This window comes from Streptomyces sp. NPDC026301 (assembly GCF_055567935.1).
On record NZ_JBVHPN010000005.1, the window covers coordinates 1 to 24,338 of the forward strand.

At 73.0% G+C, this 24,338-nt stretch carries 24 protein-coding genes; 15 read left to right on the forward strand and 9 right to left on the reverse strand.

Going from position 1 to position 24,338, the window contains the following annotated elements; genetic code table 11:
* Positions 1–139: 139 nt before the first annotated feature.
* Positions 140–271 (forward strand): morphogenic membrane protein MmpB, encoded by a 132-nt coding sequence (gene mmpB, locus ACZ4MH_RS09715; protein WP_351590937.1) that lies wholly within the window; start codon positions 140–142, stop codon positions 269–271.
* Here mmpB and fahA read toward each other — a convergent pair.
* Genes fahA through ACZ4MH_RS09730 form a run of 3 tightly spaced genes read right to left on the reverse strand, consistent with a single transcriptional unit; the run spans position 242 to position 3,612 of the window.
* Positions 242–1,495 carry a fumarylacetoacetase gene (fahA, locus tag ACZ4MH_RS09720; RefSeq protein WP_351590934.1) on the reverse strand — a complete coding sequence of 418 codons (1,254 nt, stop codon included), beginning with the start codon at positions 1,493–1,495 and terminating at the stop codon, positions 242–244. The two genes, mmpB and fahA, sit on opposite strands and share 30 nt — an antisense overlap.
* Positions 1,492–2,388: a hypothetical protein gene (locus ACZ4MH_RS09725; RefSeq protein WP_351590931.1), complete on the reverse strand. Its 897-nt coding sequence runs from the start codon at positions 2,386–2,388 to the stop codon at positions 1,492–1,494. The genes fahA and ACZ4MH_RS09725 overlap by 4 nt, the downstream gene beginning before the upstream one ends.
* Positions 2,389–2,391: 3 nt before the next feature.
* Positions 2,392–3,612, reverse strand: a complete 1,221-nt coding sequence (locus ACZ4MH_RS09730; RefSeq protein ID WP_351590928.1) for a homogentisate 1,2-dioxygenase — start codon at positions 3,610–3,612, stop codon at positions 2,392–2,394.
* A gap of 175 nt (positions 3,613–3,787) precedes the next feature.
* On the opposite strand from ACZ4MH_RS09730, the gene ACZ4MH_RS09735 reads away from it, so the two are divergent.
* Positions 3,788–4,471 carry an IclR family transcriptional regulator gene (locus tag ACZ4MH_RS09735; protein WP_351590925.1) on the forward strand — a complete coding sequence of 228 codons (684 nt, stop codon included), beginning with the start codon at positions 3,788–3,790 and terminating at the stop codon, positions 4,469–4,471.
* Positions 4,472–4,509: 38 nt separating this feature from the next.
* Positions 4,510–5,115, forward strand: a complete 606-nt coding sequence (locus ACZ4MH_RS09740; RefSeq protein WP_351590922.1) for a Maf family protein — start codon at positions 4,510–4,512, stop codon at positions 5,113–5,115.
* Here the strand turns inward: ACZ4MH_RS09740 and ACZ4MH_RS09745 are convergent.
* Positions 5,096–5,566, reverse strand: a complete 471-nt coding sequence (locus ACZ4MH_RS09745; protein WP_467754443.1) for a hypothetical protein — start codon at positions 5,564–5,566, stop codon at positions 5,096–5,098. The genes ACZ4MH_RS09740 and ACZ4MH_RS09745 overlap by 20 nt on opposite strands.
* Before the next feature lie 406 nt (positions 5,567–5,972).
* Here ACZ4MH_RS09745 and ACZ4MH_RS09750 point away from each other — a divergent pair, with 406 nt between their 5' ends.
* Both ACZ4MH_RS09750 and ACZ4MH_RS09755 read left to right on the forward strand, forming a co-directional pair.
* The gene (locus tag ACZ4MH_RS09750; RefSeq protein WP_351590916.1) at positions 5,973–7,742 is read left to right on the forward strand and encodes an acetyl/propionyl/methylcrotonyl-CoA carboxylase subunit alpha; all 1,770 of its coding nucleotides are present in this window, start codon (positions 5,973–5,975) and stop codon (positions 7,740–7,742) included.
* A gap of 188 nt (positions 7,743–7,930) precedes the next feature.
* Positions 7,931–8,521 carry a TetR/AcrR family transcriptional regulator gene (locus tag ACZ4MH_RS09755; protein ID WP_467754444.1) on the forward strand — a complete coding sequence of 197 codons (591 nt, stop codon included), beginning with the start codon at positions 7,931–7,933 and terminating at the stop codon, positions 8,519–8,521.
* A gap of 97 nt (positions 8,522–8,618) precedes the next feature.
* Here the strand turns inward: ACZ4MH_RS09755 and ACZ4MH_RS09760 are convergent, their stop codons facing one another.
* Positions 8,619–9,608, reverse strand: coding sequence for a DeoR/GlpR family DNA-binding transcription regulator (locus tag ACZ4MH_RS09760; RefSeq protein WP_351590913.1), 990 nt, complete (start codon positions 9,606–9,608; stop codon positions 8,619–8,621).
* A 134-nt stretch (positions 9,609–9,742) separates the two neighbouring features.
* Positions 9,743–11,179: an NAD(P)H-quinone dehydrogenase gene (locus tag ACZ4MH_RS09765; protein ID WP_351590910.1), complete on the reverse strand. Its 1,437-nt coding sequence runs from the start codon at positions 11,177–11,179 to the stop codon at positions 9,743–9,745.
* Positions 11,180–11,408: 229 nt separating this feature from the next.
* On the opposite strand from ACZ4MH_RS09765, the gene ACZ4MH_RS09770 reads away from it, so the two are divergent.
* The 3 genes from ACZ4MH_RS09770 (at position 11,409) to ACZ4MH_RS09780 (ending at position 14,781) form a co-directional block, all read left to right on the forward strand.
* Positions 11,409–11,846: a gamma-glutamylcyclotransferase family protein gene (locus tag ACZ4MH_RS09770; protein ID WP_030254019.1), complete on the forward strand. Its 438-nt coding sequence runs from the start codon at positions 11,409–11,411 to the stop codon at positions 11,844–11,846.
* A 105-nt stretch (positions 11,847–11,951) separates the two neighbouring features.
* On the forward strand, positions 11,952–12,773 hold the full coding sequence (locus tag ACZ4MH_RS09775) for a purine-nucleoside phosphorylase (protein ID WP_351590906.1): 822 nt from the start codon (positions 11,952–11,954) through the stop codon (positions 12,771–12,773).
* Positions 12,774–13,107: 334 nt separating this feature from the next.
* Positions 13,108–14,781 carry a phospho-sugar mutase gene (locus tag ACZ4MH_RS09780; protein ID WP_351590903.1) on the forward strand — a complete coding sequence of 558 codons (1,674 nt, stop codon included), beginning with the start codon at positions 13,108–13,110 and terminating at the stop codon, positions 14,779–14,781.
* Between the two features lie 148 nt (positions 14,782–14,929).
* Here ACZ4MH_RS09780 and ACZ4MH_RS09785 read toward each other — a convergent pair whose 3' ends face one another.
* Positions 14,930–15,544: a PH domain-containing protein gene (locus ACZ4MH_RS09785; protein ID WP_351590901.1), complete on the reverse strand. Its 615-nt coding sequence runs from the start codon at positions 15,542–15,544 to the stop codon at positions 14,930–14,932.
* 145 nt (positions 15,545–15,689) lie between these two features.
* On the opposite strand from ACZ4MH_RS09785, the gene deoC reads away from it, so the two are divergent.
* The 3 genes from deoC to ACZ4MH_RS09800 are packed head-to-tail and all read left to right on the forward strand — an operon-like array spanning position 15,690 to position 18,996.
* Positions 15,690–16,685: a deoxyribose-phosphate aldolase gene (gene deoC, locus ACZ4MH_RS09790; protein WP_351590898.1), complete on the forward strand. Its 996-nt coding sequence runs from the start codon at positions 15,690–15,692 to the stop codon at positions 16,683–16,685.
* 6 nt (positions 16,686–16,691) lie between these two features.
* On the forward strand, positions 16,692–18,137 hold the full coding sequence (locus ACZ4MH_RS09795; protein ID WP_351590896.1) for an aldehyde dehydrogenase family protein: 1,446 nt from the start codon (positions 16,692–16,694) through the stop codon (positions 18,135–18,137).
* On the forward strand, positions 18,130–18,996 hold the full coding sequence (locus ACZ4MH_RS09800) for an aldehyde dehydrogenase family protein (RefSeq protein WP_351590894.1): 867 nt from the start codon (positions 18,130–18,132) through the stop codon (positions 18,994–18,996). Before ACZ4MH_RS09795 ends, ACZ4MH_RS09800 begins: the two co-directional genes overlap by 8 nt.
* 81 nt (positions 18,997–19,077) lie before the next feature.
* On the opposite strand, the gene ACZ4MH_RS09805 is transcribed toward ACZ4MH_RS09800, so the two are convergent.
* Positions 19,078–19,488, reverse strand: a complete 411-nt coding sequence (locus ACZ4MH_RS09805; protein ID WP_351590892.1) for a hypothetical protein — start codon at positions 19,486–19,488, stop codon at positions 19,078–19,080.
* 172 nt (positions 19,489–19,660) lie between these two features.
* Between ACZ4MH_RS09805 and ACZ4MH_RS09810 the strand changes: the two genes are divergently transcribed.
* Entirely contained in the window at positions 19,661–20,311 is a 651-nt protein-coding gene (locus ACZ4MH_RS09810; RefSeq protein ID WP_351590889.1) for a uridine kinase family protein, read from the forward strand.
* Between the two features lie 94 nt (positions 20,312–20,405).
* Here ACZ4MH_RS09810 and ACZ4MH_RS09815 read toward each other — a convergent pair whose 3' ends face one another.
* Positions 20,406–21,185, reverse strand: coding sequence for a SigE family RNA polymerase sigma factor (locus ACZ4MH_RS09815; protein ID WP_351590886.1), 780 nt, complete (start codon positions 21,183–21,185; stop codon positions 20,406–20,408).
* 252 nt (positions 21,186–21,437) lie between these two features.
* On the opposite strand from ACZ4MH_RS09815, the gene afsQ1 reads away from it, so the two are divergent.
* Genes afsQ1 through ACZ4MH_RS09830 form a run of 3 tightly spaced genes read left to right on the forward strand, consistent with a single transcriptional unit; the run spans position 21,438 to position 24,312 of the window.
* Positions 21,438–22,115 (forward strand): two-component system response regulator AfsQ1, encoded by a 678-nt coding sequence (gene afsQ1, locus ACZ4MH_RS09820; RefSeq protein ID WP_131124765.1) that lies wholly within the window; start codon positions 21,438–21,440, stop codon positions 22,113–22,115.
* Entirely contained in the window at positions 22,013–23,662 is a 1,650-nt protein-coding gene (locus tag ACZ4MH_RS09825) for a sensor histidine kinase (RefSeq protein ID WP_467754445.1), read from the forward strand. Before afsQ1 ends, ACZ4MH_RS09825 begins: the two co-directional genes overlap by 103 nt.
* Entirely contained in the window at positions 23,659–24,312 is a 654-nt protein-coding gene (locus ACZ4MH_RS09830) for a hypothetical protein (protein ID WP_351590879.1), read from the forward strand. The genes ACZ4MH_RS09825 and ACZ4MH_RS09830 overlap by 4 nt, the downstream gene beginning before the upstream one ends.
* Positions 24,313–24,338: the final 26 nt, after the last annotated feature.

The window sequence follows — 24,338 nt, forward strand, 5'->3', positions numbered from 1 at the left end:
TCGTACCGCGATGGATTCCGAACCCGTTCCAACCCGCCGGGCGTACCAGCTTCGGGCCGCGCTGACCGGTCGACGTCGCGGCGGCTTTGGAGTACGCGTACTCAGGCGCCGCCGCGGCGAGAAGCGCACGATCGGAAGCATGCTGTGGTCCGATCCGCCCGACGATCCCTCCGAGGAGCTGCGCAAGGCCGAGGCCATGCTCCGTCGGGCCGGCATCGTGCTGGCGGTGGCCGCGGTGCTTTTACTGCTGCTGCTCGGCCTGTCGGGCTGATCCCGCCGCGCCGTGCGCCGGCCGTACCGTGCCCGTGACCTCGCCGAAGCCGAGGCGGGTGCCGTCGGGGCCCGGCGCCGTGGCACGGAGCGTGACGGTGTCGCCGTCGGCGAGGTAGGCGCGGGTGGAGCCGTCGGCGAGCTTGACCGGTTCGGTGCCGTTCCAGCCCAGTTCGAGGAACGAGCCGCGCTGGTCGGGGTCCGGGCCCGAGACCGTCCCTGAGGCGTAGAAGTCGCCGGTGCGCAGGCTCGCGCCGTTGACGGTCATATGGGCGAGCATCTGGGCGGCCGTCCAGTACATGGTGCGGAACGGCGGCCGGGAGACCACCTCGCCGTTGCACGCCACCTCGATCGCCAGGTCCAGGCCCCACGGCTCGTCCGTACGCAAGTACGGCAGCGGCTCCGGGTCCTGCGCCGGCGGCGCCACCCGCGCCGCCTCCAGCGCCTCCAGCGGCACCACCCACGGGGACACCGAGGTCGCGAAGGACTTGCCGAGGAACGGGCCCAGCGGCACGTACTCCCACGCCTGGATGTCGCGCGCGCTCCAGTCGTTGACCAGGACGACGCCGAAGACATGGTCGGCGAAGTCCGCCGCGGCCACCGGGCGGCCCAGCTCGGACGGCGTACCGACGACGAAGCCGACCTCGGCCTCGATGTCCAGCCGGACCGACGGGCCGAAGCCGGGCGCCTCGGCGTCGGGGGCCTTGCGCTGGCCGCACGGCCGCACGACCGGGGTCCCGGAGACCACGACCGTGCCCGCGCGGCCGTGGTAACCGATCGGCAGATGCTTCCAGTTCGGGGTGAGCGGCGGCTGCGTCGGGCGGAAGACCCGGCCCACGTTGGACGCGTGGTGCTCGGACGCGTAGAAGTCGACGTAGTCGGCGACCTCGAACGGCAGGTGCAGGGTCACCGCGTCCCGCGGCACCAAATGCGGCTCGACGGCGGCCCGGTGGCGCGCGTCGGTCAGCAGCTCGGTCAGCCGGGCCCGCACCGCACGCCACGCCTCCCGGCCGCGCGCCATGAAGGGGTTCAGGGTCGGCGCCGCGAAGTCCTCCGCGTACGGGAGTCCGGCGTCCGCGCCGAGCCGTGACAGGTCCAGGACGTGCTCGCCGATCGCCACGCCGGCCCGCGGCGGCTCCCCCGCGCGGGAGAAGATCCCGTACGGCAGGTTCTGCACGGGGAAGTCGGAGTGCTCCGGTACGGGCACCCAGGATCGGGTCGTCATGCGTCCAGCTCCCTGTCGGTGGGGGTGTCGGTGGAGGGGCCGGGGCCGGTCAGGCCCATGGCCCGCAGGTCTTCCAGTGGTTCGCGGGTACTGCACGAGCCGTACCCCGCGAACACCGCGCGGGTACGCGCGGCGAGGGCCGGGGTCACCGCGCGGGCCTCGGCGGCCAGCGCGACGGGATCGGTGGACCGCAGCACGGCCTCGACGCCGTCGGGCGCGGCGCCGTCCGCCGCCCGGCAGACCGCCAGCAGCAGGTTGAGGAAGCCGTGGTGGGTGAAGCCGGTGCGCGCGTCGCGGTACCGCACGGCGTGGTGCAGCCCGGCGGTGGCCTTGAAGGGCAGCCCGCGCCGCACGCACGCGGACACGAACACCGCCAGCTGCTCGGTCGCGGGGAACAGCTCGGGACGGACGCCGCCGCAGCGCACCTTGGCGGCGAGCCCGGCGGCGCCCAGCTCGTCGAGGGCGGCCTCCCACCCGTCCGTGAGCGGGATCTCGACGTACTGGGGGAAGCCGGGCGGCGGCCCGTACGGCAGGTTCTTGAGCGCGTCGGCGGCCTGCCGGACGGCCGTGACCAGGTCGGGCGCCTCCGGCGCCGGGCCCTCCAGTGCCACCAGCCGCAGCCGGCCGTCGGCGGCGAGCCGGCGGTGCGCGTCGACCAGCGCGCCCCACTCCAGCGGACTGATCAGCCCCACCCGGAAGCGGTCCTCCTCGCCCAGCGCCGCCGACAGCTCCGGCAGCCGCCCCGCCGGGCACAGGAACCGGTGGCTGAGCCGCGGATCGCCGGCCGCCGCGTCGGCACGGTGCCGGGCGACCGCGGCGGCCATCTCCAGCTGCTCGGGCGGGAAGAGCCCGGCATCGTCCACGAGCCGTTCGTACAACGCGGATACGGTCATCGCTCACGCCTCCAGAGGTCCGTGGCCACCGGCCCACGTCCAGGCATACCCCTCGTCCTCACAGGCGGCACCGCCCTCGCCGAGACCGAGCGGGCGGAAGGTGTCGACCATGACGGCCAGTTCGTCGAAGAACTCCGCGCCGATGCTGCGTTCGTAGGCGCCGGGCTGCGGGCCGTGCGCGTGCCCGCCCGGGTGCAGCGACACCGAGCCCTGCCCGATGCCGGAGCCCTTGCGTGCCTCGTAGTCGCCGCCGCAGTAGAACATGACCTCGTCGGAGTCGACGTTGGAGTGGTAGTACGGCACCGGGATCGACAGCGGGTGGTAGTCGACCTTGCGCGGCACGAAGTTGCAGATCACGAAGTTGTGCCCCTCGAAGACCTGGTGGACGGGCGGCGGCTGGTGCACCCGCCCCGTCAGCGGCTCGAAGTCGTGGACGCTGAAGGCGTACGGGTACAGACAGCCATCCCAGCCCACCACATCGAAGGGGTGGGTGGGGTAGGTCAGTACCGATCCGGCCAGCCCGCCGGGCCCCGGCCCGCGGTGCTTGACCAGAACCTCCGCCTCCCCCTCCTCCGCCGCCTCGACGAGCAGCGGCCCCTCGGGCCCGCGCAGATCCCGCTCGCAGTACGGGGCGTGCTCCAGCAGCTGCCCGTACCGGGACAGGTAGCGGGCCGGCGGGGCGATGTGGCTGTTCGCCTCGACGCAGTACGCGCGCAGCGGCGCGTCCCCGGTGGGCACCCAGCGGTGGGTGGTGGCTCGCGGGATGACGAGGTAGTCGCCGGGCCCCGCGTCCAGCACGCCGAAGACGGTCTCCAGCCGGGCCGTACCGCTCTCCACGTACACACACTCGTCGCCGACGCCGTTCCGGTACAGCGGCGAGACCGCGCCCGCCACGACGTAACCGATCCGCACGTCCTCGTTGCCGAGCAGCAGGCGGCGCCCGGTGACCGCGTCCGTGGCGGCCGGGTCGGCGGCCGCGAAGAGCGCGGGCAGCTTCAGGTGCCGGGGCTTGAGGGGGTGGTTGGCGACGGTGGTGAGGTCGGGCAGCTCCCAGGCCCGGCTGCCGGTGATCGCCGAGGGGATCGCCCGGTGGTAGAGCAGCGAGGAGTCGGAGGAGAAGCCCTCCTCGCCCATCAGCTCCTCGTAGTACAGACCGCCGTCGGGACGGCGGTGCTGGGTGTGCCGCTTGGCCGGGACCTCGCCGGCGCGACGGTAGTACGGCATGGGGTCGAGCGCCCCCTCCTCGCACCCTCGGAGCGGATGCGTTGCAAATAACGGACACTGCTCACTGATATCCGAACGCGTCACCGACTGTGGCCGCGCACCGCACGCCTGTCAATAGCCCGCCGGCCGGCTCGCCGGGCCGGCCCTGACGGCATGGAAGACTGAGCAGGTGGGAATGGACGAGCCGCGCCCCGCCGAGGGGTCCCAGACGCTGGAACGCGGGCTGCGCGCGCTCCGCCTGATCGCCGGCGCACCGCACGGGATGACCGCGACCGAGATCGCCGCCGCACTGGGCGTGCACCGCTCGGTCGCGTACCGGCTGCTGATGTCCCTGGTACGCCAGCACTTCGCGGTACGGGACGACGAGGCGCGCTACCGGGTCGGCGCCGACCTGGTGGGGCTCGCCGAGCAGGTGCGGCCGCGGCTGCGGGAGGTCGCCGAACAGGTGCTGCGCCGGCTGGCCGACGAACTGGAGGCGACCGCCTGCCTGGTCGTGCGCGACGACGACGCGGCGGTGGCCGTCACGGTCGTCGAACCCGCCACGCATGGCCCGCGCTTCTCCTACCGCGTCGGCAACCGCGACCCCCTGGACCGCGGCGCGGCCGGCATCGCCCTGCTCGCGGGCGGCCCTCCGGCGGCCGGCGAGCCGGCCCGGGTCACCGAGGCCCGGGAGCGGGGGTACGCGCTGACCGCGGGCGAGGTGGTGACGGGCACCTTCGCGGTCGCGGCCCCGATCCGCACCGCCCACCCCGACGGCCCGGCCGGCATCAACCTGATCACCCACCGCCAGGACATCGCCGAGGCCGCCGTCACCCCGGTCACGGCCGCCGCCGAGGAGATCTCGGCCCGCCTGGGGTGAGGGCCTCCGCCTGACCCTTTCGGCCTACCATGACCCGCATGACCGAACAGCCCCGCCGCCTCGTGCTCGCCTCCCAGTCCCCCGCCCGCCTCGGCCTGCTGCGCCAGGCCGGCCTGGCCCCCGAGGTCATCGTCAGCGGCGTGGACGAGGACGCGCTGTCCGCCGACACCCCGGGCGAGCTGGCCCGCGTACTGGCCGAGGCCAAGGCCGACGCCGTGGCCCGGCGCACGGAGGCCGCCGGCGCTCTGGTCGTCGGCTGCGACTCCGTACTGGAGCTGGACGGGCGCGCGCTGGGCAAGCCGGCCGACGCCGAGGACGCCACGGCGCGCTGGAAGTCGATGCGCGGCCGGTCGGGCGTGCTGCAGACCGGGCACTGCGTCATCGACACGGAGAGCGGCCGCCGGGTCTCGGCGACCGCCGCCACCACGGTCCGCTTCGGCGAGCCGTCCGACGCGGAGATCGCCGCCTACGTGGCCAGCGGCGAACCGCTGTACGTCGCGGGCGCCTTCACCCTCGACGGCCGCTCGGCCCCCTTCATCGACGGCATCGACGGCGACCCGGGCAACGTCATCGGCCTCTCCCTGCCCCTCCTCCGCCGCCAACTGGCGGAGTTGGGGGTCGGGATCACGGAGCTGTGGGGGTAGCGGCCGGCTCGGGACCGCCGGCCGATTCGGGACCGCCCGCCGGTTCGGCGGTCCCCGTCGTCGGGGCGTACGCCAGCAGGGTGAAGATGAGCAGGCCGAGGACGACCATCGCGCCGATGAACGCGGTCCAGCCGACCAGGCCGACCGTGAACGCGCCGACCACGCCGTGGATCACCGCGCAGCCGATCAGTACGACGCGGGCGAAGCCGCCGGGCGCGCGGTCGCGGATCGCGCAGCGCAGCGCGAGGTACGCGCAGAACAGCAGGTAGAGCCCGAAGACGAGGCCGCCGATCCACGCCCCGGCCGCCATCGCGTGTGTCTTGAGGCCCGCCATCGACATCTGCTGCTTGTCGACGAAGACGCTCAGGATCCAGTTGAGCAGCACGATCCCGGCCGCTTCCAGGACCAGTACCACCGCCGTCACCACGGCCACCGGCCTGCGTGCCGCCACCGCACCCACCCACTTCCGCTGTTGTCCGGCGCGTTCGCGCGCCTGTTACCGCGAGTACAGAAGACGGGTGCACGCTACTGCTGGGTAATAGACAGGACAAGGGGTGTGCGGCAAGCGGGCTTCCCGTGCGTCGCACCCGACACCCACCCGGCAAAGTTTCGTTCCGCCATTCGTAGGGTCTCCACAAAGAAACCGCGCCGTAGGGAAGTCGGGTCAACCGAGACCTTGCCCACACCAGGTCTCCGTCGTGCGCCCGGGATTCCGGGCATACCCTGGAATGCAGGGGACTTCGGCGCGTGGCTCGCGCCGGACACCGGCGCCTTGTGGGGAAGCTCACCCTCAGGGGCGACTCGGCACGTGGTGTCGTCAGTCCCTAAACTCAGCTTGTTTCGAGGAGGGAGCCATCGTGCGCAAGGTGCTCATCGCCAACCGTGGCGAAATCGCTGTCCGCGTGGCCCGGGCATGCCGGGACGCCGGGATCGGGAGCGTAGCCGTCTACGCCGACCCTGACCGGGATGCCCTGCACGTCCGTGCGGCGGATGAGGCTTACGCCCTGGGCGGTGACACTCCTGCCACCAGCTACCTGGACATCGCCAAGGTCCTTGCCGCGGCCGCCGATTCGGGCGCGGATGCCATCCACCCCGGCTACGGCTTCCTCTCCGAGAACGCCGAGTTCGCCCAGGCCGTGCTGGACGCCGGGCTGATCTGGATCGGCCCGCCGCCGCAGGCCATCCGCGACCTGGGCGACAAGGTCGCAGCGAGGCACATCGCCCAGCGCGCCGGCGCCCCGCTGGTGGCCGGCACCTCCGACCCGGTCTCCGGCTCGGACGAGGTCGTCGCCTTCGCCGAGCAGCACGGGCTGCCGATCGCCATCAAGGCGGCCTTCGGCGGTGGCGGCCGCGGCCTGAAGGTCGCCCGCACCCTGGAGGAAGTTCCCGAGCTGTACGACTCCGCGGTGCGCGAGGCGGTCGCCGCCTTCGGCCGCGGGGAGTGCTTCGTGGAGCGCTACCTGGACCGGCCGCGCCACGTGGAGACCCAGTGCCTGGCCGACAAGCACGGCAACGTCGTGGTGGTCTCCACGCGTGACTGCTCGCTGCAGCGCCGCCACCAGAAGCTGGTGGAGGAGGCGCCCGCGCCGTTCCTGACGCAGGAGCAGAACGCCGAGCTGTACCGGGCGTCCAAGGCCATCCTCAAGGAGGCCGGCTACGAGGGCGCGGGCACCTGTGAGTTCCTGGTCGGCCAGGACGGCACGATCTCCTTCCTGGAGGTCAACACCCGTCTGCAGGTCGAGCACCCGGTCACCGAGGAGGTCACCGGGCTGGACCTGGTCCGCGAGATGTTCCGCATCGCGGACGGCGAGGAGCTGGGCTACGACGACCCGCCGGTGCGCGGCCACTCCTTCGAGTTCCGCATCAACGGCGAGGACCCCGGCCGCGGCTTCCTGCCGGCGCCCGGCACGGTCACCAAGTTCGAGGCCCCGGCCGGCCCGGGCGTGCGCCTGGACGCGGGCGTGGAGTCCGGCAGCGTCATCGGCCCGGCCTGGGACTCCCTGCTGGCCAAGCTGATCGTTACCGGTGCCACCCGCCAGCAGGCGCTGCAGCGCGCGGCCCGCGCCCTGGACGAGTTCACCGTGGAGGGCATGGCCACCGCCATCCCCTTCCACCGGACGGTCGTCAAGGACCCGGCGTTCGCGCCGGAGCTGACCGGCTCCACCGAGCCGTTCCAGGTCCACACCCGCTGGATCGAGACCGAGTTCGTCAACGACATCAAGCCGTTCGCGGCGCCCGGCGCCGACGAGGCCGAGACCGACACCCGCGAGACCGTCGTGGTCGAGGTCGGCGGCAAGCGCCTGGAGGTCTCCCTCCCGGCCTCGCTGGGCATGCCGCTGGCGCGCGCCGCGGTGGCCGGGGGCGCCAAGCCCAAGCGCAAGGCCGCCAAGAAGTCCGGCTCCGCCGCCTCCGGCGACGCGCTCGCCTCGCCGATGCAGGGCACCATCGTGAAGATCGCGGTGGAGGAGGGCCAGGAGGTCAAGGAGGGCGACCTGGTCGTCGTCCTGGAGGCCATGAAGATGGAACAGCCGCTGAACGCCCACCGCTCCGGCACCGTCAAGGGCCTGTCCGCCGAGGTCGGCGCCTCCGTCACCTCCGGCGCCGTGATCTGCGAGATCAAGGACTGATCCGCCGGATCGAGGACTGAGCGCGGACGGCAGGACCGTCGTACGCGAGTGAGGGGCGCCCGGCCGGCCGAGCCGGGCGCTCCTCGCGTCGTATGGGGCCCCTGCGGCAGCCCGGCCGGACACCACGGCCACCCGATACCGTTGAGGTGAGCCCTGCCTACGGACGGGCAGGTACAGGAAGGACGGCGATGGCCACCGAGACGGCGCACACCGATTCCGCACGCCCCATGCGTGCCGACGCGCGCCGGAACTACGACCGGCTGCTGGCGGAGGCGCGTACGGCCTTCACCGAGCGCGGCACGGACACCTCGCTGGAGGACATCGCGCGCCGTGCCGGCGTCGGCATCGGGACGCTCTACCGCCACTTCCCCAACCGCACCGCGCTGATGGGCGCCGTCTTCCAGGGGGAGGTGGACGCCCTGCTGACCCGCGCGCGGGAGCTGGGGGACGCGCCGCAGCCCTGCACGGCGCTCGTGGAGTGGCTGCGCGCGATCATCACGCACGCCAGTACCTACCGCGGCCTGTCGCGCGCGCTGATGGCGGCGCCGGCCGACGAGAGCTCCGGGCTGGCACGGTGCAGCCGGCCGATGCGGGAGGCGGGCGGCGTGCTGCTCACCCGCGCCCAGCGGTCCGGCGCCGTGCGGCCCGATGTGGACATCCGCGACCTGATGCAGCTGACCAACGGCATCGCGCTGGCCGCCGAGGAGTCGCCGGACGACCCGGAACTGGCCGACCGGCTGCTGACGCTCACGCTGACCGGCCTGAAGGCCGGCCGGTGAGCGACGGCGTACGAACCCGGCTGTGAGCGGCGTACAGCGACGTAAAGCGACGTACTGAAGCGCGTCCGAGCGGCTGGGACCCCGCGGTTCCCAGCGCTCAGCGCCGTCGCGGCGCCAGGTCGGCGACCCGGCCGCCCTGCGGATCGGCGGTCAGTGGGGCCGAGCGCAGCTGTGGCGCTGCGCCGGGGCCCGCCGTCGGATGACTGCGGCGCTGGCCGGGCAGTGGTACCTCCCTTCTCGGCCCCCGGCGGTCGGCCGCCGGGGTGCCCTCCGCGCCTCCTTGGCCCTGGGCGGCCGCGGCCGCGGCCCCGCCGGCGACCGTGATCTGTACGCCCTGGTCGGCCAGGGCCTGCAGTTCGGTCGCGGCACGGTCGTCGTGGCCGGGCGGCTCGTCGGTCACCAGGCGGGTGATGACGTCGGTCGGCACGGTCTGGAACATGGTGTCCGTGCCGAGCTTGGTGTGGTCGGCGAGGACGACCACCTCGGCCGCCGCCTGCACCAGCGCTCTGTCGACGCTGGCGGAGAGCATGTTGGAGGTGGAGAGTCCGCGCTCGGCGGTCAGGCCGCTGCCCGACAGGAAGGCACGGGAGACCCGCAGCCCCTGGAGGGACTGCTCGGCGCCGCTGCCGACCAGCGCGTAGTTGGAGCCCCGGAGCGTGCCGCCGGTCATCACGACTTCGACGCGGTTGGCGTGCGCCAGGGCCTGGGCGACCAGCAGGGAGTTGGTCACCACGGTGAGGCCCGGTACCCGGGCGAGCCGGCGGGCCAGCTCCTGTGTGGTCGTCCCCGCGCCGACGACGATCGCCTCGCCTTCTTCGACGAAGCCCGCGGCGAGATCGGCGATGGCCGTCTTCTCCGCGGTTGCTAGATGGGATTTCTGCGGAAAGCCGGATTCGCGGGTGAAGCCACCCGGCAGCACCGCACCGCCGTGCCGGCGGTCGAGCAGTCCTTCTGCCTCCAGTGCCCGCACGTCCCGCCGTACGGTCACTTCTGAGGTCTGGACGACGCGGGCGAGCTCACGGAGCGAAACCGCTCCGTTCGCTCGCACCATTTCAAGGATCAATTGGCGACGTTCTGCAGCGAACACGAAACTGACAGTAACGCCAACGACCGTCTGTTTTCAGCAGGTTGCACCAATTATCGGAAGTTGTTCGTCTGCGACACCCGCGAGTGATATAGGGCGGGCGTCCGTGCGAACGTGTTCGCAACGGACGCCCGGCGTCACTCCCCGGCGGTCTTGCGCGTGTGCAACTGCCGTGCGACCTCGGCTATCGAGCCGGACAGCGAGGGGTAGACCGTGAAGGCGCTGGCGATCTGCTCCACCGTCAGATTGTTGTCGACCGCGATCGATATCGGATGAATCAGTTCGCTCGCGCGCGGTGATACGACCACACCGCCCACGACAATGCCCGTGCCGGGGCGGCAGAAGAGCTTGACGAAGCCGTCGCGGATGCCCTGCATCTTCGCGCGCGGGTTGCGCAGCAGCGGCAGCTTCACGACCCGGGCGTCGATCCTGCCGTTGTCGACGTCGGCCTGGCTGTAACCGACCGTGGCGATCTCCGGGTCGGTGAAGACGTTCGCGGAGACCGTCTTGAGGTTCAGCGGGGCCACCGCGTCGCCGAGGAAGTGGTACATCGCGATCCGGCCCTGCATGGCCGCGACGGAGGCGAGCGCGAAGACGCCGGTGCAGTCGCCGGCCGCGTACACGCCGGGCGCCGAGGTGCGGGAGACCTTGTCGGTCCAGATGTGGCCGGACTCCTTGAGCTTGACGCCGGCCTCTTCCAGGCCGACGCCCTCGGTGTTCGGGATCGAGCCGACGGCCATCAGGCAGTGCGTGCCGGAGATCGTCCGACCATCCGAAAGAGTGACCTCGACCCGGTCGCCGACCCGCTTGGCGGAGGCGGCGCGGGAGCGGGACATGACGTTCATGCCGCGGCGGCGGAAGACGTCCTCCAGGACGGCGGCGGCGTCCGGGTCCTCGCCCGGGAGCACGCGGTCGCGGGAGGAGACGAGGGTGACGTTGGAGCCGAGGGCCTGGTACGCGCCGGCGAACTCGGCACCGGTGACACCCGAGCCGACCACGATGAGCTCCTCGGGGAGCTCGTCCAGGTCGTAGACCTGCGTCCAGTTCAGGATGCGCTCGCCGTCGGGCTGCGCGTCGGGGATCTCGCGCGGGTGGGCGCCGGTCGCGACCAGTACGGCGTCGGCGGTGAGCGTCTCCTCCGTACCGTCGGCGGCGGTCACCGTGACCTTGCGGGAGCCGTCCACGGCCTGGCCCGGCTCCAGCCGGCCGCGGCCGCGCAGGACCCGGCCGCCGGCGCGGGTGACGGAGGCGGTGATGTCGTGGGACTGGGCGAGCGCGAGGCGCTTCACGCGGCGGTTGACCTTGCCGAGGTCCACGCCGACGACGCGCGCGGGGCGGTCGATGTGCGGGGTGTCGTCCTCGACGATGATGCCGAGCTCTTCGTACGACGAGTCGAAGGTGGTCATCACCTCGGCCGTCGCGATCAGCGTCTTCGAAGGCACGCAGTCGGTGAGCACCGATGCGCCGCCGAGGCCGTCGCAGTCGACGACGGTCACCTCCGCGCCGAGCTGGGCGCCCACCAGCGCCGCTTCGTAGCCGCCGGGTCCGCCACCGATGATCACGATCCGGGTCAAGGGGATTACGCCTCGCGCTCTCGTTTCCGGCCCACCCGGCGCGGTACCGGCCGGGGGTCCGGGGGTCGCCCCCCGGGGGGATGCAGTACGTACTCCATTGTCCCGCACGCCGCTCGCGCGCTCAGCGCGGGGGCCGCCGTATGGACCGCGGGCCTCATGACCGCAGGCCGGACGCGGTGGCCCCGGCGGATCCACGGGACGCGGCCCGCGCTCCCGTACCCTCTGAGCCATGTCGCTCTACGCCGCCTACGCCGGCAACCTCGACGCGCGGCTGATGTCCCGCCGCGCTCCCCACTCACCACTGCGCGGCACCGGCTGGCTGAACGGCTGGCGGCTCACGTTCGGCGGGGAGCAGATGGGCTGGGAGGGAGCGCTCGCCACGCTGGTGGAGGCACCGCGCTCCCAGGTCTTCGTCGCGCTGTACGACATCGCCCCCATGGACGAGGAGTCGATGGACCGCTGGGAGGGCGTCGGGATGGACATATACCGCCGGATGCGGGTGCGCGTGCACACCCTGGACGGCGACGAGGCGGCCTGGCTGTACGTCCTGAACGGGTACGAGGGCGGGCTGCCCTCCGCCCGGTACCTCGGTGAGATCGCCGACGCCGCGGAGTCGGCGGGCGCACCCCACGACTACGTCATGGAGCTGCGGAAACGGCCGTGCTGAGGGGCCGGCCGACGGCCCTCTCATAGGAAGCCACAACCGCTGCGCCGGAGGTCCGTGACGAGACACATCTACGCGCGTAGGCGATTACCGGCTACCCTCGTCCGCGTGAACGCATCAGTTACCCCGGACCTGGCGAGCGACCCGCGTACCGCCGCCACCGACGCCGCCGACCGCCTGCGCGAGCTGACCGGCGCCGAGACCCACGACGTTGCCCTGGTCATGGGCTCGGGCTGGGCCCCGGCCGCCGAGGCGCTGGGCGAGCCCGAGCACGAATTCCTCGTCACCGAACTGCCGGGCTTCCCGCCCCCGGCCGTGGAGGGCCACGGCGGCAAGATCCGCTCGTACGCCCTCGGCGACAAGCGCGCGCTGGTCTTCCTCGGCCGCACGCACTACTACGAGGGCCGCGGAGTGGCCGCCGTCTCGCACGGCGTCCGTACCGCCGTGGCCGCCGGCTGCAAGACGATCGTGCTCACCAACGGGTGCGGCGGCCTGCGCGAGGGCATGCGCCCCGGCCAGCCGGTCCTCATCAGCGACCACCTGAACCTCACCGCCACCTCCCCCATCGTCGGCGCGAACTTCGTCGACCTGACCGACCTGTACTCGCCGCGGCTGCGCGCGCTGTGCAAGGAGGTCGACCCGACCCTGGAAGAGGGCGTGTACGCCCAGTTCCCCGGGCCGCACTACGAGACCCCCGCCGAGATCCGGATGATCCGCACGCTGGGCGCCGATCTGGTCGGCATGTCCACCGTCCTGGAGGCCATCGCCGCACGTGAGGCGGGTGCCGAGGTGCTGGGCCTGTCCCTGGTGACCAACCTCGCCGCGGGCATGACCGGCGAGCCGCTCAACCACGAAGAGGTGCTCCAGGCCGGCCGCGACTCCGCGACCCGCATGGGCAGCCTGCTCGGCCAGGTGCTGGGCAAGATCTGACCCGGCGGCACGGAACCGGCCAGGAAGCGGCCGGTTCCCGCCGTTCGCGCCGGGCGCGGGGTATGGGTTACGAGCCGGGACACGCGCCGTCCCCGTACCGCCTGGGCACGCGCCGTCCCCGTACACCGGGACACGCGCCGTCCCCGTGCACCCGGGCACGCGCCGCACGCGCGCGCCCGGGTCCGCAGCGTCCGGGAACCGGCACGTGCGCCCCGGGAAGGGAACCAGGGCGTACGCCGGCCCGTCCGTAAGGCACGCGCACGCCCCGGTCCCGTACCGCACCCGTACCGCACCCACAGGCACCCCTCACGCACCCACAGGCAGGAGCATCACCGTGGCAACCGTCCCCGAGGAGCTGGCCGGCCGGGCGAAGGTCTGGCTGGCCGAGGACCCCGACCCGGAGACCCGCGAAGAGCTGGCCAAGCTCATCGAGACCGAGGACACCGACGCGCTGGCGGAGCGGTTCGCCGGCACCCTGCAGTTCGGCACCGCGGGGCTCCGCGGCGAGCTGGGCGCGGGCCCGATGCGGATGAACCGCGCCGTCGTCATCCGCGCCGCGGCCGGGCTGGCCGCGTACCTCAAGGACCAGGGCCAGGGCGACGGCCTGGTCGTCATCGGCTACGACGCGCGCCACAAGAGCGCCGACTTCGCGCGGGACACCGCCGCGGTGATGGTCGGCGCGGGCCTGAAGGCCGCGCTGCTGCCCCGCCCGCTGCCCACGCCCGTGCTCGCCTTCGCGATCCGGCACCTGGGCGCCGTGGCCGGCGTCGAGGTCACCGCCAGCCACAACCCGCCCCGCGACAACGGCTACAAGGTCTACCTCGGCGACGGCTCGCAGATCGTGCCGCCCGCCGACGGCGAGATCGCCGCCCGCATCGCCGCGGTCGGCCCGCTCACCGGCGTGGCGCGCCCGGAGCGCGGCTGGGACGTGCTCGGCGAAAACGTCCTGGAGGCCTACCTGGCCCGTACGGAGGCGGTGCTGACCCCCGGCTCGCCCCGTGACACCCGCGTCGTCTACACGCCGATGCACGGCGTCGGCCGCGATGTCCTCGTGGCGGCGTTCGAGCGGGCCGGGTTCCCGGCGCCGGTCGTGGTGGCCGAGCAGGGCGACCCCGACCCGGACTTCCCGACGGTCGCGTTCCCCAACCCCGAGGAGCCGGGGGCGATGGACCTGGCCTTCGAGGCGGCCCGTACGGCCGCGCAGGCCCCCGACATCGTCATCGCCAACGACCCGGACGCGGACCGCTGCGCCGTCGCCGTACCGGCCCCGGGGACGCCCTCGGGCTGGCGGATGCTGCGCGGTGACGAGGTCGGCGCGCTGCTCGCCGCCCATGTGGTCGGCACGGGCGCGCAGGGCACGCTCGCCACGACGATCGTCTCCTCCTCGCTGCTCTCCCGAATCGCCGCGGCGGCCGGCCTGCCGTACACCGAGACGCTGACCGGCTTCAAGTGGCTGGCCCGCGTCGACGGCCTGCGGTACGCCTTCGAGGAGGCGCTGGGCTACGCGGTGGACCCGGCCGGGGTGCGGGACAAGGACGGCATCACGGCGGCGCTGCTGATCACCGAGCTCGCGGCCGTCCTCAAGCGGGACGGGCGCACGCTGACCGACCTGCTGGACGACCTGGCCGTGGAGCACGGGCTGCACGCCACGGACCAGCTCTCCGTACGCGTCGAGGACCTGTCCGTCATCGCCGACGCGATGCGCCGGCTGCGCGAGCAGCCGCCGGCCGCGCTCGGCGGGCTCGCGGTGGCCGCGGCCGAGGACCTGTCGCGGGGGACGGAGACGCTGCCGCCGACCGACGGCCTGCGGTACACGCTCTCCGGCGCGGGCTCCGTCGCCGCGGGGCGCGTCGTCGTCCGGCCCAGCGGCACCGAGCCGAAGCTGAAGTGCTACCTGGAGGCCGTGGTACCGGTCGCGTCGCGGGAGGGGCTCCCGGACGCGCGGGTCGCGGCGGATGCCGCGCTGGCCTCGGTGAAGGCCGACCTGTCGGCGGCCGCCGGCCTCTGATCGCCCTGGGGGCGGGCCTCCGGGCCCGCCCCATCAGGGGCGCGGGGAACTGCGCGACCAGCCACAACGGCGCGGCACCCGGCGTCCGGGCCGCACCGCCCACCCCCGGATCCGGCCCTCAGGCGCCGGACAGGCTGGATTTTCGCGCCTACAGCGCGACCAGCACCGCCAGCCCGACCCCGCCGACCACGATCGGCGCGATGACCTCGTAAGCCCAGCGGACCGTGACGGCCCCCTGCGCACCCTCGCCGGAGGCGTACCGCTCGCACAGCTCCCGCAGCTCGTCCAGCGACCGGTCCGCCGAAGCCCGCCGCACCTCGGCCGGCTCGGCGCCGGGCCCCGCGGCCCCGGCCTTCGCCGACGCGCGGTTCGCCCGCTTGCGCTGCCGCAGCGAGACCGGGATCGACCACAGCTGGTACTTCTTCTCGCCCGCGAGCACCTCGCAGGAGAAGGACGCGCGCAGGGCGTCCACCGCGGCCCAGGGCAGCACGATCGTGCGGAAGGGGTTCCGTACGGTGAGCCGGTCCTCGTTCGCGCGGACCACGGGACGCAGCGTGTACGCGGTCACCAGCGGCACGGCGAACAGCAGCCCGGCCACCGCCAGCAGGCGGGTGTGCGCGCTGCCGCGCACCAGCGCGTCGATGCCCAGCCAGGCGAGCAGCGCGAGCAGCAGGACGCCGCCGACCAGGGCAGCGGGCGACCGGTAGCTGCGGTCCGCGTAGGGCTGCGCGGGGGTTGTGGAGGAGTTGTCCGGGCTCGTCATAGGGGCGATTGTGCCCGAGAGTCCGGCATTCGGACGTTGCGGTCCGGCATCGATGCGCGGCTTCGGGCGGGGCGCCGGGAATTCCGCGGTTCCACCCGGAGGGGTGACGCATCACTACGCGCGTAGATATGCTCCCCTCGTGACCATGCCCACCACTGTTCCCGCATACGGCAAAGAGGCCGCGGGGCGTCTGGCGACGATGGCGGACGTGACCGCCGACGACCGGGCGCTGCGCCGCTTCCTGCACGGACTCCCGGGCGTCGACGCGGTAGGGCTCCAGGCCCGCGCCGCCGCGCTCGGCACCCGCTCGATCAAGAACACGGCGAAGGCGTACGCCATCGACCTCGCCATCTCGATGATCGACCTGACGACGCTCGAAGGAGCGGACACCCCGGGCAAGGTCCGGGCCCTGTGCGCCAAGGGCGTCAGCCCCGACCCCACGGACCGCACCGTGCCGCAGGTCGCCGCGATCTGCGTCTACCCGGACATGGTGGCGACGGCCAAGGACGCGCTCGGCGCCTCCGGTGTGCACGTCGCCTCCGTGGCCACCGCGTTCCCCGCGGGCCGCGCCGCGCTGCCGGTGAAGCTCGCCGACACCCGGGACGCGGTCGCGGCCGGCGCCGACGAGATCGACATGGTGATCGACCGGGGCGCGTTCCTCTCCGGCCGGTACCTGGACGTCTTCGAGGAGATCCGGGCCGTCAAGGAGGCGTGCGTCCGCGCGGACGGCAGCGCGGCGCACCTCAAGGTCATCTTCGAGACCGGCGAGCTCCAGACGTACGACAACGTCCGCCGCGTCTCCTGGCTCGCGATGCTCGCGGGCGCCGACTTCATCAAGACCTCCACCGGCAAGGTCGGCGTGAACGCCACTCCCCCGGTGACCCTGCTGATGCTGGAGGCCGTACGCGACTTCCACGCGCAGCTCGGGGTACAGGTCGGGGTGAAGCCGGCCGGCGGCATCCGCACGTCCAAGGACGCGATCAAGTACCTGGTCATGGTCAACGAGACGCTCGGCGAGGAGTGGCTGACCGCCGACTGGTTCCGCTTCGGCGCGTCCAGCCTCCTCAACGACCTGCTGATGCAGCGCCAGAAGCTCGGCACCGGCCGCTACTCCGGCCCCGACTACGTGACGGTGGACTGAGACCCCATGGCATTCGAAAAGCAGACTTTCGCGTACGCGCCGGCGCCGGAGTCGCGCGCGGTCGTCGACATCGCGCCGAGTTACGGCCTGTTCATCGACGGCGAGTTCACCGAGGCCGCCGACGGCAAGGTCTTCAAGACCGTCTCGCCCGCGAACGAGGAGGTGCTCTCCGAGGTCGCGCAGGCCGGGACCGCCGACGTCGAGCGCGCCGTGAAGGCGGCGCGCAAGGCGTTCGAGAAGTGGTCGGCACTGCCCGGCACCGAGCGCGCCAAGTACCTCTTCCGGATCGCGCGGCTGATCCAGGAGCGCTCGCGCGAGCTGGCGGTGCTGGAGTCGCTGGACAACGGCAAGCCGATCAAGGAGTCGCGCGACTCCGACCTGCCGCTGGTCGCCGCGCACTTCTTCTACTACGCGGGCTGGGCCGACAAGCTCGGCCACGCGGGCCTCGGCCCGGACCCGCGGCCGTTGGGCGTCGCGGGCCAGGTCATCCCCTGGAACTTCCCCCTGCTGATGCTGGCGTGGAAGATCGCCCCGGCGCTGGCCTGCGGCAACACGGTCGTGCTGAAGCCCGCCGAGACCACCCCGCTCTCCGCCCTGTTCTTCGCGGACATCTGCCGCCAGGCGGGCCTGCCCAAGGGCGTCGTCAACATCCTGACCGGCGACGGCTCGACCGGAGCCGAGCTGGTCGCCCACCCGGGCATCGGCAAGGTGGCCTTCACCGGCTCCACCGAGGTCGGCAAGGCCATCGCCCGCACGGTCGCGGGGACGGACAAGAAGCTCACCCTGGAGCTGGGCGGCAAGGCCGCGAACATCGTCTTCGACGACGCGCCGATCGACCAGGCCGTCGAGGGCATCGTCAACGGGATCTTCTTCAACCAGGGGCATGTGTGCTGCGCCGGGTCCCGGCTGCTGGTGCAGGAGTCCGTCCAGGACGAGGTGCTGGACGCGCTCAAGCGCCGGATGCAGACCCTGCGCGTCGGCGACCCGCTGGACAAGAACACCGACATCGGCGCGATCAACTCCGCCGAGCAGCTCGGCCGCATCAAGGAACTGGCCGCCGCGGGCGAGGCCGAGGGCGCCGAGCGCTGGGCGCCGGCCTGCGAACTGCCCGGTGAGGGGTACTGGTTCGCGCCGACCCTGTTCACCGGCGTCACGCAGGCACACCGCATCGCCCGCGAGGAGATCTTCGGCCCGGTACTGTCGGTACTGACCTTCCGTACGCCGGAGGAGGCCGTGGCCAAGGCGAACAACACGCCGTACGGCCTGTCGGCGGGCATCTGGACCGAGAAGGGCTCCCGCAGCCTGTGGACCGCGGGCAAGCTGCGCGCGGGCGTCGTCTGGTCCAACACGTTCAACAAGTTCGACCCGGCCTCGCCGTTCGGCGGCTACAAGGAGTCGGGCTTCGGCCGCGAGGGCGGCCGGCACGGTCTGGAGGCGTACCTCAATGTCTGATCGGCTGAGCGTCTTCAAGACCTACAAGCTGTACGTCGGGGGCAAGTTCCCCCGGTCCGAGAGCGGGCGGGTGTACGAGGTGACGGACGCAAAGGGGAAGTGGCTGGCCAACGCCCCGCTCGCCTCCCGCAAGGACGCCCGGGACGCGGTCGTCGCGGCGCGCAAGGCGTTCGGCGGCTGGTCGGGCGCCACCGCGTACAACCGCGGGCAAATCCTGTACCGGATCGCCGAGATGCTGGAGGGCCGCCGCGAGCAGTTCGTCGCGGAGGTCGCCGACGCCGAGGGCCTGTCGAAGTCCAAGGCGTCGGCGCAGGTGGACGCGGCCATCGACCGGTGGGTCTGGTACGCGGGCTGGTCCGACAAGATCGCCCAGGTCGCGGGCGGCGCCAACCCGGTCGCGGGCCCGTACTTCAACCTCTCCACGCCGGAGCCGACCGGCGTGGTGGCCGTACTGGCGCCGCAGGAGTCCTCGTTCCTGGGGCTGGTGTCGGTGCTCGCGCCGGCGATCGTCACCGGTAACACCGTCGTGGCGGTCGCGAGCGAGAAGGCGCCGCTGCCGGCCCTGTCGCTGGCCGAGGTGCTGGCCACCTCCGACCTGCCGGGCGGCGTGGTGAACGTACTGTCGGGCCGTACCGCGGAGATCGCCGGGCCGCTGGCCGCGCACCAGGACGTCAACGCGATCGACCTCGCGGGCGTGTCCGGCGACGCGGCGGAGGCGACCGCGCTGGAAACCGCCGCGGCCGACAACCTCAAGCGCGTCCTGCGTCCACAGGCTGTGGATTGGGCCGCCGACCCGGGCACCGGCCGGATGCTGGCCTTCCTGGAGACCAAGACGGTGTGGCACCCGATGGGCGTCTGAGGACGCCGCACGGCGCACGCGAGGGCGCCCGCAGCCGTACGTACGGACGGCTGCGGGCGCCCTGCGCGTATACGGGGCGTCCTACCCCGGCAGGGCCTGCGTCAGCGTGCCCACGACGGGCAGCTGGCCCAGCGAAGCGCCGCTGGTCAGCGGGGCGGTCAGCACCGCCGTGCTGATCGGCTTGAAGTCGGCGATCTGGGTGCCGACGGCGTTGTCCAGCGGGTCGGTGCCGGTGCCGGCGAGGGGGTTCAGGCGGAGGTTCTTGACCGTGCCCAGGCCGCTGCTGGTGGCCTGCTGCAGCGCGCCGACCGTGGAGCTCGTGGCCGCCCGGATGTCCTCCAGGCTCGCCGGGTCGGACTTCCCGTCGGCGGCGGAAGCGGTCGAGGCGCCGGCGGCGAGTGCGGCGCCCGCCACGGACACCGCCAGCCCGGCGCGCAGCAACAGCCCGCGCGCGGTGCGGACATGGTGGGGAGGACGTGCGTGAGAGGCCATGAGCACCTGCCTGTGGATCGCGTGGCGGCGGCGATGCCGACCGCCGCACCGCCGCCGGTGTCCTGATCGTGCGTAATGGGTCGGATGCGCAGCGTAGTTGACGGATGTGTCCACATTCCACCTTGTGCGGCTGGGGTAGCTCACACGGGCGAATGCGGGACAATGGGTGCCCGTGAGCTTTCTCCTCGGTGCACCGTACGCGCGCGTCGTCCTGCTGACCGGCCCCTCCGGCTCCGGAAAGTCCTCCCTCGCCGCCCGCACGGGACTGCCCGTGCTGCGCCTGGACGACTTCTACAAGGAGGCCACGGACGCCTCCCTGCCGCAGCTCCCGGACGGCGGCGGCGCCGACTGGGACTCGCCGCTGTCGTGGGACGCGGCCGCCGCGCTCGCGGCCGTCGAGGAGCTGTGCCGTACGGGCCGCACGGCCGTCCCCGACTACGACATCGCCAGCAGCTCCCGGGTCGGCGAGGGCAAGCTGGAGCTGGCGGGGGCGCCGCTCTTCATCGCCGAGGGCATCTTCGCCGCGGAGATCGTCGCGGACTGCCGGGCGGCGGGCGTACTGGCCGACGCGCTGTGTCTGCGCGGCAGGGCCACCACGACCTTCCGGCGGCGGCTGCTGCGGGACCTGCGCGAGGCCCGCAAGCCCGCGGGGTATCTGGTGCGCCGGGGGCTGCGGCTGCTGCGCGCCGAGCGGTCGGTGGTGGCGCGGCAGACCGCGCTGGGCGCGTACGCCTGCGCGAAGCCGGAGGCGCTGGCGCGGATAGCGGCGGCGGCCCCCGGCCCCCGTACGCCCGCGCCCCGGGAAACCGGCCGGACAGCATGAAGAAGCGGGAATCGGCAGACCCCCCGGCTGCCGGTTCCCGCTCCCTCTTCCCCCGTGCCTCCCCCGTTTTCCCGGCCCCCCTCGGGCCGGCCCCTCAGGCCACCAGCGCGCCGAAGGACTCCTCCTGGTCGCGGCCGAAGCTGAGGACGTCGTCCTCGCGCAGCCGCCGCAGCGAACGCCAGATGCTCGACTTCACCGTGCCGACGCTGATGTTCAGTATGTCGGCGATCTCCGGGTCCGTCCGGCCCTCGTAGTAGCGCAGGACGAGCATCGTGCGCTGGGTCTCGGGCAGCTTGGCCAGCGCCTGCCACAGCACGGCGCGCAGCTCGGTGCCGCGCATCGCGTCGTGGTCGCCGGCCGTCTCCGGCAGTTCCTCGGTGGGGTACTCGTTGAGCTTCCGCCGACGCCAGGCACTGATGTGCAGGTTGGTCATCGTGCGGCGCAGGTACCCGCCGACCGCCCCCTTGTCGCTGATCCGGTCCCACGCCCGGTAGGTCGAGAACAGCGCGCTCTGCAGCAGGTCCTCGGCCTCGAAGCGGTCACCGGTCAGGTGGTAGGCGGTGGCGTACAGGGAGGCGCGGCGCTCCTGGACGTAGGCGGTGAACTCGGCTTCGCTGTCCACGGCCTCCGACGCGGGGCTCCGTTCCCCCGTGGCCTCCCCGTACGCGTTTCCCCCGTCGCTTCCCCCGTTGGTTCCCCCCACGACGGTGTCAACGGCCTCGACCGGCGTCACGAAGAACGCGGCCTGGCGCTGACGCCCGGTGCCGCGAGCGCACCCCCGCCCGATCGCGGCACCGGACTTCTCCCCGGCCCTTACGACATCGTGAAGCCGCGTGATTACTGCGCTGTTGGCGGTGCTGTGCAGTGTGTTCATCTCGCGCCCCCCGTCGGTAGAGCCGGCTCGTTCAGCTGCTTGCCGGGCCGTCTTCCCCACCCGGTGACAGAAACTCTGCCGCGGCAGTTTCATCGCGGTGTCCGCCGACTGTCACAGCCCTGTCACAGGGGGCCGCGCGAGGTTCACAGCGCCCGCTTCGGGCGTACGCCGGGGCGGGTGGGGCGGCTGCGCGGAGGGGCGGGGGACGCCGCCGGTCGAAGTCCGGCCGCGCCATGCGCCAGAATGGCGCACGTGCCTTTCCTGTTGCTGATCGAGGACGACGACGCCATCCGCACGGCCCTCGAACTCTCGCTGTCGCGCCAGGGTCACCGTGTGGTGACCGCGGCGACGGGCGAGGACGGCCTGAAACTGCTGCGCGAGCAGCGCCCCGACCTGATCGTCCTGGACGTGATGCTGCCGGGGATCGACGGTTTCGAGGTGTGCCGGCGGATCCGCCGTACGGACCAACTGCCCATCATCCTGCTGACCGCGCGCAACGACGACATCGATGTGGTCGTCGGACTGGAGTCCGGTGCCGACGACTATGTCGTCAAGCCGGTGCAGGGGCGGGTGCTGGACGCCCGCATCCGGGCGGTGCTGCGCCGCGGCGAACGCGAGTCGAGCGACTCGGCGACGTTCGGGTCGCTGGTCATCGACCGTTCGGCGATGACCGTCACGAAGAACGGCGAGGACCTGCAACTGACGCCGACCGAGCTGCGGTTGCTGTTGGAGCTGAGCCGCCGGCCCGGGCAGGCGCTGTCCAGACAGCAGCTGCTCCGCCTGGTGTGGGAGCACGACTACCTCGGCGACTCGCGCCTGGTGGACGCGTGCGTGCAGCGGCTGCGCGCCAAGGTGGAGGACGTGCCGTCCTCGCCGACGCTGATCCGCACGGTCCGCGGGGTCGGTTACCGGCTGGACACCCCGCAGTGAGCGAACCGGCCCCGGGCCGGCTGCGCGGTGTCGCCTCGGGCCTGCTGCGCTGGACGAGCCTGCGGCTGCGCCTGGTCGTGGTCTTCGCGCTGGTGGCGCTGACCGCCGCGGTCTCGGCGTCCGGCATCGCGTACTGGCTCAACCGCAACACCGTGCTGGACCGCACGCAGAACGCCGCGCTGAAGGACTTCCGCACCCAGCTCGCGGAGCGCACGCGGTCCCTGCCGCTCCATCCGGCCTGCGAGGAACTGCGGGACGCCGCACGCCAGATGGCCGCCGGGCCGCAGAACTACGCGGTGCTGCTGATCGCGGAGGACAGCGAGGGCAAGCCCTGCGCGGCCACCACCGACAAGGACCTGCTCAACCTCACGACCGTGCCGAAGACGCTGCAGAAGGCCGTGGAGCAGCGCCGGCCGGTCGACGCGTCGAACAAGGCGCCGCACCACCTGTACTGGCAGCGGCAGGAGATCGACGACGGCCCGTACTTCGTGGCCGGGGCAAAGATGATCGGCGGCGGCCCGACCGGTTACATGCTGAAGTCGCTGGCCACCGAGCGGCAGGACCTCAACTCCCTGGCGTGGTCGCTGGGGGTGGCGACGCTGCTCGCGCTGGTCGGCTCGGCGCTGCTGGCGCAGGCCGCCGCGACGACCGTGCTGCGGCCCGTGCAGCGGCTCGGCACGGCCGCGCGCGAGCTGGGCGAGGGCAAGCTGGACACCCGGCTGCGGGTGACCGGCACCGACGAGCTGGCCGATCTCTCCCGTACGTTCAACCGGACCGCCGAGCGGCTGCAGCAGCGGGTGGAGGAGCTGAGCGCCCGGGAGGCGTCCTCGCGGCGGTTCGTCGCGGACATGTCGCACGAGCTGCGGACGCCGCTGACCGCGATCACGGCCGTGACGGAGGTCCTGGAGGACGAGGCCGACTCGCTGGACCCGATGATCGCGCCCGCTGTGCAGCTGGTGGTCAGCGAGACCCGGCGGCTGAACGACCTGGTGGAGAACTTGATGGAGGTCACCCGCTTCGACGCGGGGACGGCGCGGCTGGTCCTGGACGACGTGGACGTCGCCGACCAGGTGACCGCGTGCATCGACGCGCGGGCCTGGCTGGACGCGGTGGAGCTGGACGCCGAGCGCAGCATCATGGCGCGGCTGGACCCGCGCCGCCTCGACGTGATCCTGGCGAACCTCATCGGCAACGCGCTCAAGCACGGTGGCTCGCCGGTGCGGGTATCGATCCGTACCGAGGGCGAGTGGCTGCTCATGCGCGTGAGCGATCACGGGCCCGGCATCCCGGAAGAGGTGCTGCCGCACGTCTTCGACCGGTTCTACAAGGCCAGCGCCTCCCGGCCGCGCTCGGAGGGCTCGGGCCTCGGCCTGTCCATCGCCATGGAGAACGCGCACATCCACGGCGGCGAGATCACCGCCGCCAACTCCGAAGAGGGCGGCGCGGTCTTCACGCTGCGGCTCCCGAGGGACGCCTCGCGGCTCGCGTCCGCCGAGCGCAAGCAGCCGGACGGCGACGGCGGCTCGGCGTCGGAGGGCGAGCGATGAGGCGGGCCACGAGGCGGCAGGCCCGGCGGGCCGCCGCTGCCCTGGCGCTGCTCCTGGCCGCCGCCGGCTGCGGCATCCGCGGCACGTCGGTGCCGGTGGACGCGGGCGGCGCGCCCTCGCGGGTGAGCTGCCGGGCCGAGGAGCCGGCCGGGGTGCCCGAGGTGCCGGTCGGCGACCCGGTCACGATCTACCTGGTGTGCGGCTCGGGACTGGTCCCGGTGGAGCGGACCGTGTCGCTGCCCAAGGGCGGTACGTCCGAGGACCGGCCGGAGGTGGCCCGTACGCTCCTGAACGAGCTGCGGCAGCGGCCCGCGCCCGGCGAGGAGGACGCGGGCTTCGACACCGCGGTACCGGACGATCTGACGGTGTCCGGGCCGCGCGCGGGCGACCCGGACGACGCGCTGCGGCTGAACGTCCGCCCCGAGGACCTGCCGTCGTTCGCGCTCGCACAGCTGGTGTGCACGTACGGGACGCGGCTGCCGGTGGACGGGAAGCGGGCCGCCGTGCTCGGCGGCCCGGACACCGCGGCCCCCCGCCACTACAGCTGCTCCGACGCCGTCCTGCGCCACCCCGACATCGCCCGGCACGCCGACTGGGGCAGCCCGGTGCCGGCCCCGGACGGGGCGGACGGGGCGGACGGGAAGGGCTGATCCCCGGTCCCGGACCGGTTCCCACT

Excerpts from the sequence above, each read along its gene's own strand:
- ACZ4MH_RS09815 (WP_351590886.1), bottom strand. The coding sequence starts at position 21,185 with ATGAACACACTGCACAGCACCGCCAACAGCGCAGTAATCACGCGGCTT.
- mmpB (WP_351590937.1), top strand. The coding sequence starts at position 140 with ATGCTGTGGTCCGATCCGCCCGACGATCCCTCCGAGGAGCTGCGCAAG.
- ACZ4MH_RS09800 (WP_351590894.1), top strand. The coding sequence starts at position 18,130 with ATGTCTGATCGGCTGAGCGTCTTCAAGACCTACAAGCTGTACGTCGGG.
- ACZ4MH_RS09735 (WP_351590925.1), top strand. The coding sequence starts at position 3,788 with ATGGACGAGCCGCGCCCCGCCGAGGGGTCCCAGACGCTGGAACGCGGG.
- ACZ4MH_RS09795 (WP_351590896.1), top strand. The coding sequence starts at position 16,692 with ATGGCATTCGAAAAGCAGACTTTCGCGTACGCGCCGGCGCCGGAGTCG.
- ACZ4MH_RS09830 (WP_351590879.1), top strand. The coding sequence starts at position 23,659 with ATGAGGCGGGCCACGAGGCGGCAGGCCCGGCGGGCCGCCGCTGCCCTG.
- ACZ4MH_RS09785 (WP_351590901.1), bottom strand. The coding sequence starts at position 15,544 with ATGACGAGCCCGGACAACTCCTCCACAACCCCCGCGCAGCCCTACGCG.
- fahA (WP_351590934.1), bottom strand. The coding sequence starts at position 1,495 with ATGACGACCCGATCCTGGGTGCCCGTACCGGAGCACTCCGACTTCCCC.
- ACZ4MH_RS09755 (WP_467754444.1), top strand. The coding sequence starts at position 7,931 with ATGGCCACCGAGACGGCGCACACCGATTCCGCACGCCCCATGCGTGCC.
- ACZ4MH_RS09770 (WP_030254019.1), top strand. The coding sequence starts at position 11,409 with ATGTCGCTCTACGCCGCCTACGCCGGCAACCTCGACGCGCGGCTGATG.
- deoC (WP_351590898.1), top strand. The coding sequence starts at position 15,690 with ATGCCCACCACTGTTCCCGCATACGGCAAAGAGGCCGCGGGGCGTCTG.
- ACZ4MH_RS09740 (WP_351590922.1), top strand. The coding sequence starts at position 4,510 with ATGACCGAACAGCCCCGCCGCCTCGTGCTCGCCTCCCAGTCCCCCGCC.
- ACZ4MH_RS09725 (WP_351590931.1), bottom strand. The coding sequence starts at position 2,388 with ATGACCGTATCCGCGTTGTACGAACGGCTCGTGGACGATGCCGGGCTC.
- ACZ4MH_RS09805 (WP_351590892.1), bottom strand. The coding sequence starts at position 19,488 with ATGGCCTCTCACGCACGTCCTCCCCACCATGTCCGCACCGCGCGCGGG.
- ACZ4MH_RS09730 (WP_351590928.1), bottom strand. The coding sequence starts at position 3,612 with ATGCCGTACTACCGTCGCGCCGGCGAGGTCCCGGCCAAGCGGCACACC.